Source organism: Streptomyces sp. NPDC056144 (genome assembly GCF_042264145.1).
Classification (GTDB): domain Bacteria; phylum Actinomycetota; class Actinomycetes; order Streptomycetales; family Streptomycetaceae; genus Streptomyces.
Genome location: NZ_JBHJVF010000001.1, coordinates 298,772 through 315,680, shown reverse-complemented (window position 1 = coordinate 315,680; position 16,909 = coordinate 298,772). Strand labels below are relative to the sequence as shown.

Sequence of the window (16,909 nt, the reverse complement as noted above, 5' to 3'; positions counted from 1 at the left end):
GGGGGTTCCATGGCTGACATCACCCGGCGGTCCGGCTGGCGGCATCTGCGCTCCGCGCCCACCGCCCACATCCGCCACCAGCGCGGCGGGCAGCTCGTCCACGACGGCGCGGGGCTGAGCTTCTGGTTCCGGCCGCGGACCGCAGCGCTCTCCGAAGTGCCCGTGAACGACCGCGAGCTCGCGATGGCCTTTCACGCCCGCACCGCCGACTTCCAGGACGTCAGCGTCCAGTCCACCGTCACGTACCGCATCGGCGACCCGGCCGCGGCGGCCACCCGCCTCGACTTCTCCATCGACCCCGACACGGGCGACTGGCGGGGTACGCCCCTGGAGCAGATCGCCACCCTGCTCACCGAGACCGCCCAGCAGCACGCCCTCGACGTCCTCGCGCGCACCACGCTCGCGTCGGCGCTCGTCGACGGCGTCGCGGCGGTCCGGGACCGGATCTCGGCGGGGCTCGCCGCCGAGCCGCGCCTGCCGGACACCGGGATCGAGCTGGTCGCCGTCCGCGTGGTCGCGATCCGCCCGGAGCCAGAGGTGGAGCGCGCGCTGCGCACGCCCGCGCGCGAGCAGATCCAGCAGGAGGCGGACCGGGCGACGTACGAGCGCCGGGCCGTGGCGGTGGAGCGCGAGCGCGCCATCGCCGAGAACGAGCTCGCCAGCAAGATCGAGCTGGCCCGCCAGGAGGAGCGGCTCGTCGAGCAGCGCGGCACGAACGCGCGCCGCGAGGCGGAGGAGAGCGCGGCGGCCGACGCCGTACGGGCCGAGGCCGAGGGAGCCCGGAAGGTCCGGCTCGCGCAGGCCGAGGCCGAGGCGGCGCGCGTGGTCGGCGACGCGCGCGCCGGGGCGCAGGCGGCGTGGCTGCGGGCGCACGCCGAGGCGGATCCGGCCATGCTGCACGCGCTCGCGGTGACCCGCGCGGCGGAGAACCTGCCGCGCATCGACCACCTCACGCTCTCCCCCGACGTGGTGACCGGGCTGCTCGCGAAGCTCGGCGGCGGCAGCGGCAGCGGTGGCGGCGAGGGCGGTTCCCGGTCGTGAGCCTCGCACCCCGCGCGGTCCTCGTGCACCGGACCACGGAGTACGAGGAGCTGCTCGCCCGGCACGGGACGCACGGCCAGGCGGCGTTCTTCCTCTCCACGCGCGGCCGTTCGATCGAGGACGTGCGCGAGCGGCACGAGCGGGTCCTGCGGGCCCTCGCGGAGGTCACGGCGGCGGTGCCGCCGGCGTGGCGGCAGACCCGGGTGGAGCGCGCGGACCTGGACCGGTTCCTGTTCGGGCCCGAGGACGTCGTGGTGGTGGTCGGGCAGGACGGCCTGGTCGCCAACGCGGCGAAGTACCTCTCGGGTCAGCCGGTGGTCGGGATCGACGCCGACCCTGGGCGCAACGCGGGCGTTCTCGTACGCCACCGCGCGGCCCAGGCGCGGCGGCTGCTTCCGTACGCGGCGGGTGCCGGGGCGACGGCCGACGAGCTGACGATGGTGGAGGCGCGGACGGACGACGCCCAGCGCCTCCTCGCCCTCAACGAGATCTACGTGGGCCCGCCGGGCCACCAGACGGCGCGGTACGCGCTGGCCGTCGAGGGCGAGGGCGTGGGCCTTGGATCGGGTACGGGTACGGGCGCGGGATCGGGTACGGGTACGGGGCCGGGGCCCGCGTCGGAGGCCCAGGCGTCCTCGGGTGTCCTGGTCGGTACCGGGACCGGCGCGACCGGCTGGCTCCGCTCGCTCTGGCAGCAGCGCTCCAGCGCCCTCGCCCTGCCCGCCCCCGCGGACCCCCGCCTCGCCTGGTTCGTCCGCGAGGCGTGGCCGTCCCCGACGACCGGCACGACCCATGTCGAAGGCGTCCTCGAACCGGGCCGCGCCCTCCGCCTCACCGTCGAGTCCGACCTCCTCGTCGCCTTCGGCGACGGCGTCGAATCGGACGCCCTCCACCTGACGTGGGGCCAGACGGTCCGCCTGTCGGCGGCGACGGACCGCCTGAGGCTGGTGGGGTGAGGGGGCGGGGCCTGTACGGGTCCCCGCCGTGGAGCGGTCCCGACTGACGTGCCCCCGCCGCGGAGCGGCCCCGGCTGACGGGTCCCCGCCGTGGAGCGGTCCCGACTGACGTGCCCCCGCCGTGGAGCGGTCCCGGCTGGCGGGTCGTCGGATCCCGCGCCCTACCACGTAACCGTCCAAGTCCCCCCGAAGCGGCCCCCTCGCGCCCCCTCCCCGCACCCCCTCCCCCCGCCGAGGGGTGACAAGGGTTTTCCCCGTATCGGGTTCACCTCCCCGTTCCCTACTGTCCTCCACACCGGCAGATACCATCCCTCGAATGCACCGTGACAGGTGCATGAGGAGGGTGGCATCCGCCGGTGGCGGCCTTGACCCGGGCCGTCGCGCCGGTGGCGGCGCACGGGCTCCCCAGCCCAGGGAACGACGGACCGCGACCCCACTTCGCCCCGTGTGCGTCCCGCGCCGCCGCCACTGCACCGTCACGTCGTACTCGAAAGGGCCACATACCTTGAACGGTTCCAGGCGGAGAGTCATATCCGTGGTCGCGAGCGCCGCGATCCTCGGCGCCGCTGCCACCACCGGGGCGATCGCCGCCGTCCCGGGCGCTGCCACCCCGAAGCCGGCTCCGGCTTCCCAGACCATGCGGGCGCTTCCGACCGCCCCGGTCGAGAAGGTCATCGTCACCTACAAGACGAAGTCCGCCGAGGCCGGTTCCAACGCCGCCGCGAAGACGGACACGGCCGCGAAGGCCAAGGAGACGGGCGAGAAGCTCTCGTTCGAGCGCCGCCTCTCCGGCGGTGCCGCCCTGGTCGACCTGGGCGACAGCGCGACCCCGCAGGACGTCAACGAGGTCATGGACGCGTTCCGCGCCGACCCGTCCGTCGCCCTGGTCGAGCCCGACATCCGCGCCTACGCGATGGCGGCCGCCCCGAACGACACCGACTACGCCAAGCAGTGGGACCTCTTCGAGGCCACCGGCGGCATGAACGTGCCCACGGCCTGGGACAAGACGACCGGCTCCGGCGTCACCGTCGCCGTCATCGACACCGGCTACGCGGCCCACTCGGACCTGGCGTCCAACGTCGTCGCCGGCTACGACTTCATCTCCACGTCCGCCGACGCCCGCGACGGCAACGGCCGTGACGCGGACTCGAAGGACGAGGGCGACTGGAACGCCACCGACGGCGAGTGCGGCACCGGCTCCAAGGCGTCCAACTCCTCCTGGCACGGCACGCACGTGGCCGGCACCATCGCCGCGACCACCAACAACTCCAAGGGCATCGCGGGCATCGCGTACAACGCGAAGATCCAGCCCGTCCGTGTCCTCGGCAAGTGCGGCGGCTCGTCCTCCGACATCGCCGACGCCATCACCTGGGCCTCCGGCGGCACCGTCACGGGCGTCCCGGCGAACCCGACCCCGGCCAAGGTCATCAACCTGAGCCTCGGCGGCGCCAGCTCCACCTGCCCGAGCGTCTACCAGACCGCGATCAACGGCGCCGTCTCGCGCGGCACCACCGTCGTCGTCGCCGCGGGCAACAGCAACGCCGACTCCGCCGGCTTCACCCCGGCGAACTGCAACGGTGTCATCACCGTGGCGTCGACCAACCGCGCCGGCAACCGCTCGTACTACTCGAACTTCGGCGCCAAGGTCGACGTGGCCGCGCCCGGCGGCGAGACCCGCAACGCCACCGACACGCCCGGCACCGTCACCACGCCCGAGAACGCGATCTACTCGACGCTGAACTCCGGCACGACGACCCAGTCGGCCGAGAACTACAAGCCCTACCAGGGCACCTCGATGGCCGCGCCGCACGTCGCCGGTCTCGCCGCGCTGCTGAAGTCGGCCAAGAGCACCCTCACCCCGGCCGAGATCGAGTCCGCGATCAAGGCCAACGCCCGTCCGCTGGCCTCCGGCGCCTGCACCCAGGGCTGCGGCACCGGCATCGCCGACGCCGCGAAGACGGTCGACGCCGTCACCGCCACGCCGCCGGTCGGCACCGTCTTCACCAACGCCACCGACGTCACGATCAACGACAACGCCACCGTGTCGTCCTCGATCGCCGTCACCGGCCGCACCGGCAACGCCCCCGCCGCCCTCAAGGTCGGCGTGGACATCAAGCACACCTGGCGCGGTGACCTGGTCGTCGACCTCGTCGCCCCGGACGGCACCGTGCGCAACCTGAAGGCCTCCTCCTCCAACGACAGCGCCGACAACGTCATCGCGACGTACACGGTCGACGCGTCGAGCGAGGTCGCCAACGGCACCTGGAAGCTCCAGGTCCGCGATGTGGCCACGGGTGACACCGGCTACATCGACTCGTGGAGCCTCACCTTCTGATCCACCGCTCAACCACCCCCCACATCAGCATCATTGCTGGTCAGCGACGCGCTCGTGGTCTATACCACGGGCGCGTTCTGGCGTTCGGGGGGCTTCCGGCCGGGGTTCGCTGTCCGGCATTCGGACAGCGGGCCTGGACTCCGGCCGTCAGCTCCGTATTCTCTGCCCACGGGGCTCATGGGCGGGACCCGTGGGCCGGAGGTGAGGGACAGTGACGACAGCGCCGCACCGGCCTGCGCCCATCGGCCGCGAGGAGTTCCTCGCCCGCCTCGAACGCGTCCTGCACACCCGCGGCCGCGCGCTCCTCACCGGCCCCGCCGGGGTCGGCAAGACCGAGCTCGCGCTCGCCGAGGCCGCCCGCGCGGAGGCCCGCGGCGAGACGGTCCTCTGGCTCGCGACCCTGCCGTCCGACCGGGACATACCCGGCGCGGCCGCCGCCGCGCTCGTCGCCTCCGTGGCCGCGACGGTGACCTGGCCGGGGCTCGGCGCGCTCGTCCCCGACGCGGCGCCCGGGCCCGAGACCCCCGGCCTCTTCGCCCCCGGCGTGCTCGCCTCCGGCGTCTTCGACGAACTGCCGGGTCCTCAGCGCACCGCCGTCGCCATGCTCTGCCGCGAGGCCCCGCTCGCGGCCGGCGGCTGGGACCCGATCGCCCTGCGCCTCGGCATCGCCCGCATCCTCCGCGCGCTCGCCTGCCGCGGGCCCGTCCTGCTCGTCGTCGACGGCGTCCAGCACGTGGACGCCGACAGCGCCGACCTGCTCCGCTTCGCGCTCCATCTCGCGCCGCCCGCCCTGCGGGTGGTCGCGGTCGAGACGCCGGAGCCGTACGGGGAGGCCCCCGAGCCGGACGGCCGGCCCAGGGAGCACCACCGCGAGTCCTTCCGCGCCGACGACCCGCACGCCACGCACCTCTGGGTGCCGTCGGAGGCCGACGTCCTGTTCGTGCCCCCGCTGCACGCCGACGAGATCGCCGCGCTCCTCATCCACCACCGGCTGCCGTCCCGGATGGCCGGCCGCATCCACCGGGCGAGCGGCGGCAATCCGCGCCTCGCCCTCGCCGTGGGCCGCTCGCTCGCGGACGCCCGCACTCCCGTACACCACGCCGAGGCGCTCACCCTCTCCGGGCGCGCCCGGGGGCTCGCGCGGCAGCTGCTCGGGGCCGCGCCCCTTCCCGTACGCGAGACGCTGCTGCTCGCGGCACTCGCGCTGCGGCCCTCGGCGACGCTGATCCGGCGGGCGGGGCGGCCCAACGCGGAGGCCGACCTCGCGGCGGCCGAGCGGGCCGACCTGGTGTCGCTCACCGAGGACGGTTCGGTGACGTTCACCGCCGGGCTGCTGCCGTCCACGCTCGTCCACGACGCCTGCTGGGCCGAGCGGAGCGCCGGGCACGCGGCCCTCGCCGAGGTCGTGGACGATCCCGTCGAGGCCGTACGTCACCGGGCGCTCGCCACCGACAGTCCGGACGAGGAGCTCGCGGCCGAGGTCGCGGCGGCGGCCGACACGGCCAGGCGGCGCGGGAACAGCGCGCTGGCCGCCGAACTCGCCCTGCTCGCGGCCGAGTCGACTCCCGGCAGGCACGGTACGCGGCGGATCGCGCGGCTCGTCGACGCCGCCGAGGAGGCCGCCCGGGCGGCCCGCGCCGACCTCGCGATGCGCGCCGCCACCGACCTCCTCGCCCGGGACGCCGCGCCGCCCGACCGGGTACGGGCGCGGCTCGCCGTCCTCGACACGGCGGGGCAGGGACTGACCGAGCTCGACGAGATGTACGTCCACGCCATGGAGGACTCGGAGGGCGACACCGCGCTCCGGGCCGCCGTACAGCTGCGGCTGGCCGTCAAGTACGTGCTCGCCGACGGCGATCCGGAGCGCTCGCGGACCGCAGCGGCCGAATCGGCCGCGCTGGCCGCCTCGATGGGCGACGCCCGGACGGCCGCGCAGGCGCTGACGGTGCAGGCGCGGATGGAGCGGGCCCTCGGTTCGCCCGACGCGGAGGCCGTTCTCGGCCGGGCGCGGGACCTGGAGCTGGCCGAGCGTCCGCTCGGACTCCGCAACGCCGCACAGATCCTGACGATTCGTCACGCGCTCTTCGACGGACGGCTCACGGACGCCCGCGACGAACTCGGCGCGCTGCTCCCGCTGGTGCAGCGGCGCGGGACCGTCGAGGACGCCATCGAACTCCTCAGCACGCTGGCCGAGATCGAGTCCCGGCTCGGCCCGTGCCAGTCCGCGCTCGCGCACGCCGGGCAGTCGCTCGGTCTCACCCTGGAGGCGGGCCTCTCCCCCGGACCCGCGTGGTACGCGCTCGCGCTGGCCGAGACGGCGGGCGGCAGCTTCGCGCGGGCCACGAGCTACGCGCGGCGCAGCGTCCAGGCCTCGGAGGAGGAGGGCGACCGCGTCTTCCTCTCCCGCAGCCGGTACGCGCTCGGCCGCGTGCAGCTGGTCACCGGGGACGTGGGCGCGGCCCTGGAGACGCTGCGCCGGGTCCAGGCCGACGAGCGCGCCCAGTCGAACGTCGACCCGTCCATGCTGCGCTGGCACGAGGAGCTCGCCGAGGCGCTGCTCGCCAACGACGCCTGCGACGAGGCCCTCGAACTCCTCGCGGAGGTACGGCCGGTGGCGGAGCGTCTCGGCCGCGGCCCCGTCCTCCTCGGCTGCGACCGCGTGCGCGGGCTGTGCCTCGCGGCGGAGGGCCGTACGGACGCGGCGGCCGAGCTGCTCACGGGGACGGCCGAGCGGTTCGACCGCGCCGGGCTGCCCCTGGAGCGCGGGCGGGCGCTGATCGCGCTGGCCCGGGTGGAGCGGCGGCGGCGCAGGCGTTCCGCGGCGCAGGCCGCCCTGAACGAGGCCGCCGCGGTCTTCGAGCGGGTCGGCGCGACGCCGTGGCTGGCCCTCGCGAGCGAGACCGCCGCGGGCACGGCGGGCATGGCGGGCATGGCGGGTATGGGCGGCTTGGCGGGCATGGCGGGCGAGAGCACCGGCTCGGGTCCGGTGGCGCGCGAGGAGACCCCGTCCGCCGCCTCCTCGCTCACCGAGGCCGAACTGCGGCTCGCCCGGCTCGTCTGCCAGGGCGCGAGCAACCAGGAAGCGGCGTCGAAGCTCTACTTGAGCGTGAAGACGGTCGAGGCGCGGCTGACGCGGATCTACCAGAAGCTCGACGTCCGCTCCCGGGCGCAGCTGGCGACGGCGCTCAGACCGTGAACGGGCGCTGGTCCGCGTAGTCCGGTTCCGGGCTCCCCGTCACGTGGAGGTTCGGCCGCTGGCTCGACGGCAGCCGCTCCCGGATCGCGCGGTGGAAGTCGCGGTAGCCGCCCTGGAAGGCGCCGTCGTCCCAGACCGCGAGCAGCGCTTCGGTGAAGGCCCCGTTGACGTCGCCGTCGGAGGCGACCTGGTCGTCCTGGCAGGCCGAGACGAGCAGGGCCGTGTGCGCGGCGCCGTCGTCGGGCGTGTCCTTGGCGAGCGAGCGCCTCAGCTCCTCGACGAAGCCCCGGTCGCGCTCGTACAGCCGCCGCTGCCAGGGCTCGGGGAGGTAGCGTCCCCTGACCTCCTCCGCTCCGCCGGCCTCCTCCGCGCCGCCCGGCAGCTCGATCGAGGTGCCGCTGTGGCAGCAGTCGAGGAAGGCGACGATCCGCACGCCGTCGGCGAAGCCGCGGAAGGCCCGCCGGAGCTCGTCGTCGAGGAACTGGCGGTCGTAGAGGACGAGGGTCTCGTCGAACGCGTCGGGTTCGGCGTCCCCTCCCTCGTCCCGGGGCATCTGGCCGCCGTGCCCCGAATAGGTGAAGAGCAGGACGTCGCCGGGGCCGAGCCGGGCCGCCGCCTCGCCGAGGGCTCCGGTGACGTTGGCGACGCTGCCGTCCGGGGTCAGCAGGACGGTGGCCTCGAAGCCGGCGGCGCGGGCGATCCGCGCCATGTCGTGGGCGTCGTTCTCGCAGGCGACCAGCGTGCCCGCCCAGCCCTCGTAGCGGGCCGGGTCGACCTCGTTGAGGCCGACGTGCAGGGAGAGTCCGGTGGCCATGGGGTGCCTCCTTACGGGGGACGGGAGGGCCCGCACGGACCGGCTGATCGAGTGGCTGATCGAGCGGCCTGCGGTACGCCGCCGAGCGTGACCCTCTCCACGCGGTACTTCCATCGTATGAACCCTTCCGATCCTCCGCCCTCCCCCGGCCACACCGCGTTCGCCGACCGCACCGGGTACGACGAGACCTTCCTCGGGCCCGTCGTCCCCCTGCCGCTCCCCGCCCGCTCCGGCATCGCCACGGTCGTCCTGCCGTACGAGCACTTCTCCGTCGCCTTCCGGCCCGACCGGCGGCTCGCCGCCTCGACCGCCGTCTGCATCGACGGACGCGAGCTCCTGGAGGACGTGCCGCGGGACGACGTGTGGGAGTACGACCCCCGGGTGCCGGCCGAGCAGCAGGCCGGCGAGGCCGTGTACGTGAACAACAGCCTCGACCGCGGGCACCTGGTGCGGCGGCTCGACCCCGTGTGGGGCCCGGCGGCGGTGGCGGCGCGGGCCAACACCGACACCTTCCACTTCACCAACGCGGCCCCGCAGGCGGACGTCTTCAACCAGGGCAAACAGCTCTGGCAGGGCCTGGAGAACCACCTCCTCGGCCACGCCGCCGACTTCGACCGCAAGCTCGTGGTCCTCACCGGGCCCGTACTCCACGACTCCGACCCGCCGTACCGGGGCATCCAGGTGCCCCTGCGCTTCTGGAAAGTCGCCGCGTTCCTCCAGGACGGGGCGCTCGCGGCGAGCGCGTACGTCCTCGACCAGAGCCCCGACCTGAGCCGCGACTCCGAGCGGGCGCTCTCCGGGGCGACGCCGGGCGCGCCGCCGCCGCTCGGACCGTTCCGCACGTACCAGGTGCCGGTGGCGGACGTCGCGGAGCTCACGGAGCTGGAGTTCGGGCCCCTGCCGGACGTGGACGTGATGCCGCCGACCCGGGGCCCCGAGGAACGCTGGCGGCGCCTTGAGTCGTACGGGGACATCGTGCTGCACGGGTGAGGTCCCAGGCGCGTACGGGCGAGGTCCCCGGCCCGTACGGGTGACGTCCCAGGCCCGCACGCCAGACGTCCGCGCGCGATTGCGACGCTCCTGGGGCGGTGGAACGATGGGAGGACGTCCGTCAGACCGTGCACCGGGCAGGTGCCGAATGCCGCTCACCGAGACGGAGTGGGGGCTCGTCGCCACGTGGGTGCGGGCCCATCTCCTGGACAGTCCCGAGCCCCGCGAGCGGCTGCTGCGCGCGGGACTCCCGGCCGATTTCGTCCAGGACCTGCCACTCACCCCCGACCCGGACCGCAACGCCCTCCTCGTCGTCGGCGCGGCCCGCAGGGACATCGCCCACCAGCGCCGCCTGCTCTCGGTGCTCGCCGGACTCGACGCGCTGGCCGCCATCGACGACCCGCACGGCTTCGAGCAGGGCGCCGAGGCGCGGAACCTGCTGACCCGGCTGCGCGAGGACGAGCGGCTGCGGCGCTCGCCCGCCGACCCGTTCGCGAGCATGCTCCTCAAGCACGGCACGGAGGCGTTCCTCGACCGCACGGAGCTGCGCGCCAGGCTCCGGGACTTCGTCGCGGACCCGGAGCAGACGGTCCTCGTCGTCGACGGGCCTCCCGACAGCGGGCGCTCGTACACGTACGAGCTGCTGCGCCATCTCGGCCAGCACCTCGACTTCCGGCCCGTACGCGTCACCCTCTCCCGTACGTCCACGGCAGCGCGGCTCCTCGAACGCCTCACGGCCTTCGTGTCGGGGCCCGACGCAGGGGCCGCCGACGCCGCCTCGCTGAATCCGACCCGGCTCAACGACCCGCTGCCCTCCTTCGAGGACGCGGCCCACCGGATCGTCGGGCGGGCGACCGCCGCCGACGAGCGGTTCTGGCTGGTCCTCGACGACTGCGACCGGCTCGACCCCGGATCGGACGTGTGGGACTGCATCGGCGTCCTCGCGCGGGCGGTCTACGAGCACGCTCCGGTACGGCAGGAGACCGTGCCCCGGCTCGTGCTCCTCGGCTATTCGACGGCGATGCGCCAACTCCCGTACGAGGTGAGGAACAACGAGTGCCGGGACACGACCCGCCTGCTCGACGCGGACGATCTTCGGGATTTCTTCCGGGAGTTCTTCCGGGAGTTCTTCCGGGAGTTCTTCGCGGAGACGGAACAGGCGGCGGGCTCGGCGGGCCCGGCGGGCGACGGCCCGTCCGAAGAGAAGATGGTGAGCGAACTGACGGAGACGGCCGTCGCGGAGGTGCTGAGAGCCGTCGACTGGCCGGACGCCGAGGAGAGTTACATGCGCCGGCTGTGCACGGCGGTGGAGGACGTCGTACGGCTCCACAGGGCGTTCCCCCCGGCGCCGCAGCCCGCCCCCGGGGACGCCGGCCAGGTGCTGCGGGACGCCCTGCGGACGAGCCTCGCCGCACCCGCCCCCGCCCTGCCCGACCTGCGCCGGTCGTACCGCGAAGCGGCCTGCCTCCTCCAGGAGTTCGACCCGGCGCTGCTGCGGCTGCCGGGCGAGTCCCTCGCCACCGGCCGGGCGGTCCTCGAACTGGTCGACGACTGCACGGCCCTGCCCTCGGCCGGCGGCACGCAGGTGTGGACCCTGAAGCCGGAGGTGCGGGAGTCGGCCCTGGCGGGCCTGGCGGGGCCGGCCGCGGCCCTCCGCGCCCTCCGGGCCGCCATCGATCCGCGTCCGGAGGTCCCGGGCCCGGAACGGGCGGCACTGGCACTGCTCGCGGGAGCGGGAACGGGAACGAATGCGGGAGCGGGAACGAATGCGGACGCCTATGCAGGCACGGGGACGGAGGCGAGGGCGGCGACGGGAGCCGAAGCGGACGAGACCGGGCTCGGGGACGACGAGGTGCAGGCACTGTGCGACACCCTCCAGGCCGTCCTCTGGCTGAACCTCGTTCCCGGGGTGACCGGACTCCCGGCCGTCGACGACGTTCAGCAGCGGCTGGAGGAGGCCCGGCTCCGGCAGCCGATGCACCGGCTCGCCCGGGGGACGTTCCACGGGCGGGCCGCCGAGCTCGACTCCCTCCACGCCTATCTGGCGCTGCCGGAGGAGCCTGCGGAGCCGCCCGTCCTCCTGCACGGGGTCGGCGGGATCGGGAAGAGCATGCTGCTCGCCCGGTTCCTCGTCGACGCCCTGGCCGCCGCTCCCGACGGATTCCCCTTCGCCTACCTGGACTTCGAGCGGCCGACGCTCTCGATCAACGAGCCCGCCACCATGCTCGCGGAGACCGCGCGCCAGCTCGGCGTCCAGTACCCGGCCCACCGCGAGGCCTTCGACGCGCTCGCGGACGAGTGCGAGCGGACGGCGGCGCTCCATAGGGGCGAGCGCGGCGAGATGGAGGAGTTCGCCCGGCTGTCGACCACCCGGGCGACGTTCGGCCGGGACTACTCGGTGGACTTCCACGCGCGGGCGACCGCGCGCGAGCAGGAGCTCGCCCGCAGGACGGCGACCCTCGTCGCCGAGGCGGTGCGGCCCCCGGCGGGCACGATGGCACCGCCGTTCCTGATGGTCGTCGACTCCTTCGAGGAGGCGCAGTACCGGGGTTCGCCGATCATCGCCCGGATGTGGTCGATCTGGACGGCGCTGCGCGCCGCGTACTCCCGGCTGCGGTTCGTCGTCGCCGGGCGGGCGCCGATCGACCACCCGGCACGCGTCCTGACGCCCCGGACGATGGAGCTCACCGAGCTCGACCCGCAGGCCTCCGTCGAGCTGCTGCTCTCCTCCGGGGTGACGGACGAGGCGGTCGCCGAGGACCTCGCCGCGCGGATCGGCGGGCATCCGCTGAGCCTCAAGCTGGCCGCCCGCACGGTGACGGCCCTGGGCGCGGACTCGCCCTCGATGGCCGAGCTGCTGCGCGGACTGCCCTCCCGGAGGCGGTACTTCGACCGGCAGGTCGACCAGATGCTCATCCAGGGCACGTTGTACGACCGGATCCTCAAGCACATCGCGGAGGACGACGTACGGGCCCTCGTCCAGGCGGGGTTGGCGCTGCGGCACATCACCCCGGACCTCGTGCGGCACGTGCTCGCGGGTCCGGCGGGGCTGCGGGTCGACACCGCCGCGGAGGCCCGGCGGCTGTACGGGCTCCTCACCTCCCGGGTCGACCTCATGGAGTCGGCGGGCCCCGAGGCGATCCGGCACCGGAGCGACCTGCGGGCCATCATGCTGCGGCTGTCGGACCGGGCGCGGACGGATCTGATGCGGGCCGTCGACCGGAGCGCCGTCGCGTACTACGCGGCCCTCGACGGGCCGCGGAACCGCGCCGAGGAGATCTACCACCGTCTCAGGCTCGGCGAGAACCCCCGCACCGTGGAGGCGCGTTGGGAGCCCGGCGTCACCCTCTACCTGGGCGGCGGGACCCACCGCGAGATGAGTCACCGCTCCGCCGCCTTCCTCCTCGGCAAGATCGGCGGGCACGTCCCCGACCAGATCATGGTCGAGGCCGACCAGGAGGACTGGGAGCGGATCGCGGCACGCGAGGTCGAGGACCTGCTCACCCAGGGATACGTGGAGGTGGCGGCGCAGCGCGTGTCGGAGCGGCGGCCGTGGACGCCGTGCAGCAGGCTCCACGCGCTGCGGGCCGAGACCCTCGCCCGCTCGGGGCAGCTCGCAGAGGCCCGGCTCGGCCTGGAGCACGCCGTGGACGGCGCGACGGACGCGGGGTGCGGGGAGACCCAGCTCGAACTGCTCCAGCTGTCGGCCCGGCTCGCCCAGGACGCGGGCGACCTCCCGGCGGCGGACCGGGATCTCCAGGAGGCCGAGGAGATCGCGGAGGGGCTCGGACTGCGGTACGAGTCCCTGGGCGTCCTGGTGGCCCGGTCACGGCTCGCGGCCCTGGCCGACGGAGACGCCTCCCCGGCGGAGGCGCGGCTCGCCCGCACCCTGCGCGGGATGCCGGACGCCGAGCTCGCCCGGCAGCCTTCCCTGGCCCGCACGGCGGCGGCGACGGCCTGCCGGGCGGACCCGCAGCTCCTGGAGCACACGCTGCGGCTCGTGGGGCTGCCGGCGGACGAGGACGCGGTGGTGTCCGAGCTGGCGCACTGGATCGACCGGACGATGACGGCCGAGCCCCGGCTGAGGGAGCCGCTCGCGCACATCCTGGGCACGGCGGCGGGCGGGCCGGTGGCGCGCCTGGACCGGGAGGGCGTGGAGGCCGCGCTGCGGGAGGCGCGGCGGCGCGGGACCCTGGACAGCGTGGCCCGGCAGGCCCTGACGCTGCGGGACGACAGCGGGGACCTGCTGTTCGGGGTGGCGGCGGCGATGGACGCGGGGCCGACGGTGTACGGGGCGGGTCCGGGGGACGGGCCGGAGGAGGGCAGCGCGGAGGAGGGCGGCTTCGTCTCGGGGCCCGAGACACCGGGGCCCGAGACGGCCGGGGCCCCGGCGCCGGGGGCCGCGGCGCCGTGGCCCGAGGTGTCGGGCAGCCCCGGGTCCGGGCCGCCCACCGGCTCCTGGGCCAGACCCCTCCCCCGGCCTTCGCCCCGGACCGTGACCTCCCGGCGGAGCGTCGGCCTCTGGACCCAGCCTCCGCCGAACGCCGCCGGGGCCGCGCCCCGCAAGAAGCCGTTTCTGCCCCAGGAGGAGCTGGTCCGGGTCCGCAACGCCGCCCTGGAGGCCGGGCTCGCCGACCGGACCCTGCGCCCCGCGCTCCTCAAGGGCATCCCGGCGCACTTCACCACCACCCTCGCGCCGATGAGCGACCCACTGCACCAGGCCCACGCCGACCTCAACGCGATGAACCAGGTCGAGCGGCTCATCGACGGCCTGGTGCCGCTGGAGATCTGGCTGCACAACGCGATCGAGCAGACCCGCGAGCCCGGGCCGCTGGCCGTCCTGCAGGGAGCGCTCGACACGGTCGCGCGGGAGATCACGGGCGAGTCCGTCATGCCGGAGGAGATGATGCCGTCGGAGCTGAAGGAGGCGGCGATCCTCCACGACGACACCGTGCCGTACGAGTTCCTCCATGGCGGCATCAGGACCGGAACCTCCGTCGCGCACCTGCGGATTCCGCCGTACGAGGGCGGGACGCCGCTCCTTCCCTCGTACCCGCACGGCGGCACCGGGTGGATGGTGGCGCCGGGACTGCTCATGACCAACCACCATGTTCTGATGGCCCGTTCATGGGACTCGGGGGTGCGGCCCTTCGTCAGCGACGAGGATCTGCGGCTCCAGACGCTGATGTCCCGGTCGCGGTTCGACTTCGTCGAGAACGCGACGGCGACGCCCGAGGTGGTCGCCGCCGAGCTCGCCGCGTGGGACGCGGACCTGGACTACGCGGTCGTGCGGCTGGCACCGGAGGAGAACCCGCGGCCGACGCTGCGGATCGCCACGCGGCCGCTGCGCGTGGCGGAGCGGCAGCGCGTACCCGTCAACATCATCCAGCACCCGGGCGGCCTGCCGAAGCGGGTCGCGCTGCGCAACAACCTCGTCTACCGGGCGGACGAGCGGAACATCCTCTACTTCACCGACACGCGCGGCGGGGCCTCGGGGTCGCCCGTGTGCCTGGACGACTGGACGGTGGTCGGGCTGCACCGGGCGACGCAGAAGGTGGACGAGGTGGAGTTCCAGGGCGAGAGGACCACGTTCGTGAACGTCGGCACCCAGATGAGCAGCATCATGGCCCATCTGCGGGAGCACAGACCGGAGTTGTACGACGAGATCATGGCCGGCCAGGCGGGACGGCCGGCGCCGAGCCGAGGTGACTGACGATGGCCGACGAAAGGTCGCCCGTGGCGACGACGGCGGAACGGGTCTTCCCGGACCTGCGGGAGGTGGCGGACCGGGTCCGGGCGCAACTGGAGGCCGAGATCACGGAGTCCGTGCTCGAACTCCCCGCCGAGGTGGCACCGGCCGTCGAGATCTCCCGGTTCGCCCGGGAGGAGCGGGCCAGGGTCCTGGAGGCGGGGGTCAGCGGCCTGGAGAAGATGGCGGACCACCGCGAGGACGAGATCGGCGAGGACGAGTACTTCGGGGTGGAGGCGATCGTCCTCCTCCAGGGCCGTCCGGCGATCCTGGTACAGCGCCAGGACTTCGCCCCGCAGCGCGACGAGTGGTCAGTGCTCGACGCGCAACGGCCGTCGATCCACGAGTCGTTGATCCGGGTCGGCCGGGTCGAGGTGTCCGGCCACCCCAGTCTCGACTGGATCGGCACGGCGTTCCTCGTCGGCCCGACGACGGTGATGACGAACCGTCATGTGGCGGCCGAGTTCGCCCTCCGCGAGGCCGACCGCGACCGGTGGGGCTTCGCGTTCGGCATGTCGGCCCGGGTGGACCCGGCGGAGGAACTCCCCCTGGACGGAGCCGCGGCGCCCGCCTCGTCCCCCACGTACGAGGTCACGGAGATCATCGGCATCCACCCCGACGTCGACATGGCCCTGCTGCGCATCGAGTCCTCGGGCCCCGACGCCCTCCCCGCTCCCCTGGCGATAGCCGCCGACGCCCCGGCCGATCTGCCGGGCCGCCCGGTGTACGTGATCGGCTACCCGGCCTGGGACGGCCGGCGCAACGAACCCGAGTCGATGCGCCGGATCTTCATGGACGTGTACAACGTGAAGCGCCTCCAGCCGGGCGCGGCGACGGACTTCGTCCCCGGCAGCCTGGTCATGAAGCACGACTGCTCGACCCTCGGCGGCAACAGCGGCTCCCCGGTCTTCGACCTCGACGACCACCGCGTCCTGGGCCTCCACTTCGGCGGCCGCTACCGCACGGGCAACTTCGCTGTCCCCCTGTGGGAACTGGTGGACGACCCGCTGCTGGCCCGGGCGGAGGTGAACTTCGTCTAGACGGCCTCGTCCACGACGACGAACGTGCCCCGGGCGGTCCCTCCGCCCGGGAGCTGCCATTCGGCCGTGACGCCGCCGCGCCCGCCCGTCGGCTCTCCGGCGGTCAGGGTGCGGCGCAGGGTGAGGCGCTCCGGGGTGGTGGAGGTCCTGAGCGTCACCGTGGTGGCGTCGGTCGTGTCCGCGGCGTTCGCGAGTTCCGCCGCCTCGGCGGCCAGGACGGGGGTGACGGTGACCGTCGTGTCGACCGTGTCGTCCACGGACTGGTGCTGGGCCTTCGCGCGGCCGGTGAGGAGCGCGTACAACTCGGCGACGAGGACCGGGTCGTGGGTGCCGTCGTAGATCCATCGGGTGCCGAGGACGCCGTGCTCGGAGGTGCCGATGAGGGCGTCCTCGGCACCTTCGAGGGGGGCGCCCCGGTAGGTCATGGGGACCAGGTAGGCGGCGGCGTCCGGGCCGTCGCCCTCGGTCACCACCATGAACTCGATGCCCACCTCGCCCGCCGGGTCGTCGAGCCGGAACCCGCCCGCCTTCGCCGGGTCGGCCCCGCCCTCCGGAACGGCGTACCAGGCGCGGGTGGGGAGCCACGCGGCGAGCAGCTCCAACTTGGTCGGTTCCATCGTGGTCTTGTGGATGACGGCCATGGTCGACGGTCCCTCGTCTCTCGGTCGGGCAGGAGGCCTTCGGAACCTAACAGACCGTTCCCGGGCCGGGGCCCGGTCCCCGTCGCCATGCGCCCCCGCCACGGCCGCCCTAGCCTGGGAAGTGGAGTGTTGTCCCCGGCCGGCAGG

General features: G+C 74.4%; 9 protein-coding genes. 7 read left to right on the top strand and 2 right to left on the bottom strand.

Features of this window, described 5'->3' with window-relative positions; translation table 11 throughout:
• The first annotated feature begins 9 nt into the window (after positions 1-9).
• From ACFC0Z_RS01295 to ACFC0Z_RS01280, 4 genes are all read left to right on the top strand, one after another.
• Complete coding sequence (locus ACFC0Z_RS01295; protein WP_376431464.1) at positions 10-1,041, top strand: SPFH domain-containing protein; 1,032 nt, start codon at positions 10-12, stop codon at positions 1,039-1,041.
• Complete coding sequence (locus tag ACFC0Z_RS01290; RefSeq protein WP_376431462.1) at positions 1,038-1,997, top strand: hypothetical protein; 960 nt, start codon at positions 1,038-1,040, stop codon at positions 1,995-1,997. The genes ACFC0Z_RS01295 and ACFC0Z_RS01290 overlap by 4 nt, the downstream gene beginning before the upstream one ends.
• Positions 1,998-2,634: 637 nt before the next feature.
• A complete protein-coding gene (locus ACFC0Z_RS01285) occupies positions 2,635-4,332 on the top strand; it encodes a S8 family serine peptidase (RefSeq protein ID WP_376433410.1) in 1,698 nt (565 codons plus the stop codon).
• Between the two features lie 211 nt (positions 4,333-4,543).
• Positions 4,544-7,528, top strand: a complete 2,985-nt coding sequence (locus ACFC0Z_RS01280) for an AAA family ATPase (RefSeq protein ID WP_376431460.1) — start codon at positions 4,544-4,546, stop codon at positions 7,526-7,528.
• On the opposite strand, the gene ACFC0Z_RS01275 is transcribed toward ACFC0Z_RS01280, so the two are convergent.
• Positions 7,518-8,342, bottom strand: a complete 825-nt coding sequence (locus ACFC0Z_RS01275; protein WP_376431458.1) for a caspase domain-containing protein — start codon at positions 8,340-8,342, stop codon at positions 7,518-7,520. The genes ACFC0Z_RS01280 and ACFC0Z_RS01275 overlap by 11 nt on opposite strands.
• Before the next feature lie 117 nt (positions 8,343-8,459).
• On the opposite strand from ACFC0Z_RS01275, the gene ACFC0Z_RS01270 reads away from it, so the two are divergent.
• The 3 genes from ACFC0Z_RS01270 (at position 8,460) to ACFC0Z_RS01260 (ending at position 16,121) form a co-directional block, all read left to right on the top strand.
• A complete protein-coding gene (locus ACFC0Z_RS01270) occupies positions 8,460-9,332 on the top strand; it encodes a DNA/RNA non-specific endonuclease (protein ID WP_376431457.1) in 873 nt (290 codons plus the stop codon).
• Between the two features lie 148 nt (positions 9,333-9,480).
• The gene (locus ACFC0Z_RS01265) at positions 9,481-15,045 is read left to right on the top strand and encodes a trypsin-like peptidase domain-containing protein (protein WP_376431455.1); all 5,565 of its coding nucleotides are present in this window, start codon (positions 9,481-9,483) and stop codon (positions 15,043-15,045) included.
• A gap of 2 nt (positions 15,046-15,047) precedes the next feature.
• Positions 15,048-16,121, top strand: coding sequence for a trypsin-like serine peptidase (locus ACFC0Z_RS01260; protein ID WP_376431453.1), 1,074 nt, complete (start codon positions 15,048-15,050; stop codon positions 16,119-16,121).
• Here ACFC0Z_RS01260 and ACFC0Z_RS01255 read toward each other — a convergent pair.
• Positions 16,118-16,762 carry a 1,4-alpha-glucan branching protein gene (locus ACFC0Z_RS01255; protein ID WP_376431451.1) on the bottom strand — a complete coding sequence of 215 codons (645 nt, stop codon included), beginning with the start codon at positions 16,760-16,762 and terminating at the stop codon, positions 16,118-16,120. The two genes, ACFC0Z_RS01260 and ACFC0Z_RS01255, sit on opposite strands and share 4 nt — an antisense overlap.
• Positions 16,763-16,909 lie beyond the last annotated feature (147 nt).

Excerpts from the sequence above, each read along its gene's own strand:
- ACFC0Z_RS01275 (WP_376431458.1), bottom strand. The coding sequence starts at position 8,342 with ATGGCCACCGGACTCTCCCTGCACGTCGGCCTCAACGAGGTCGACCCG.
- ACFC0Z_RS01255 (WP_376431451.1), bottom strand. The coding sequence starts at position 16,762 with ATGGCCGTCATCCACAAGACCACGATGGAACCGACCAAGTTGGAGCTG.
- ACFC0Z_RS01270 (WP_376431457.1), top strand. The coding sequence starts at position 8,460 with ATGAACCCTTCCGATCCTCCGCCCTCCCCCGGCCACACCGCGTTCGCC.
- ACFC0Z_RS01265 (WP_376431455.1), top strand. The coding sequence starts at position 9,481 with ATGCCGCTCACCGAGACGGAGTGGGGGCTCGTCGCCACGTGGGTGCGG.
- ACFC0Z_RS01285 (WP_376433410.1), top strand. The coding sequence starts at position 2,635 with ATGCGGGCGCTTCCGACCGCCCCGGTCGAGAAGGTCATCGTCACCTAC.
- ACFC0Z_RS01295 (WP_376431464.1), top strand. The coding sequence starts at position 10 with ATGGCTGACATCACCCGGCGGTCCGGCTGGCGGCATCTGCGCTCCGCG.
- ACFC0Z_RS01260 (WP_376431453.1), top strand. The coding sequence starts at position 15,048 with ATGGCCGACGAAAGGTCGCCCGTGGCGACGACGGCGGAACGGGTCTTC.